The sequence below is a fragment of the Streptomyces sp. PH10-H1 genome, assembly GCF_030063355.1.
Taxonomy (GTDB): Bacteria; Actinomycetota; Actinomycetes; order Streptomycetales; family Streptomycetaceae; genus Actinacidiphila.
Genome location: NZ_JASISZ010000020.1, coordinates 100831 through 101392 on the forward strand (window position 1 = coordinate 100831; position 562 = coordinate 101392).

Here is a 562-nt window from a genome sequence, read left to right on the forward strand (position 1 = left end):
CGATGTCGCTCTCCACACACCAGCCGGTCCCGGGTTCGGCCCCGGTTCCCGGGCCGCCCCGGTGGCTCGCCCGTGAAACCGCCTACATGCATTACGTCGCCGACGTCTGCTCCACCCCGCAAGGCCGCCGCGACCTGCGCGACGGCCTTAACATCCGCCGCCTGAACGAGTGCTGGCGCATGATGCGCCACCTGCGTCCCCGCATCCCCAACTGGGGCCCTGACGCCACCCTCGCCCACCTCGCCGTCGCGGCCCTGTTCGCCCACCAGGCCGCCAACCCCACCACGGACGACTGCGGCACCCCCCACCTGTACGACCCGGAACACGGCAACCTCGGTTGGTCCCTCGAACGCGCCGTCCACCACGGCGTCCTGCGCGAGGACAGCGCCGCCGACCTCCTGGAGCGGGTAGCGCGCCAACGGCGCCTGCAGCCGGCCCTCGCGCTGGTCCACCGCCCCGTGACCCGCATGACAGCAGCCGGGATCCCCGTCTCCTGGCCCCGACTGCTGCGCGACCTGAACGGCTGGACGAAGTACCGCACCGACATCGCCGACGCCTGGAT

1 protein-coding gene is annotated in these 562 nt (G+C 72.4%); it reads left to right on the top strand.

Annotation, left to right across the window (positions count from 1 at the left end; all coding sequences use genetic code 11):
- Positions 1-86 precede the first annotated feature (86 nt).
- A partial coding sequence (locus QMK24_RS15230) for a type I-E CRISPR-associated protein Cse2/CasB (RefSeq protein ID WP_283466409.1) occupies positions 87-562 on the top strand: 476 nt, incomplete at its 3' end.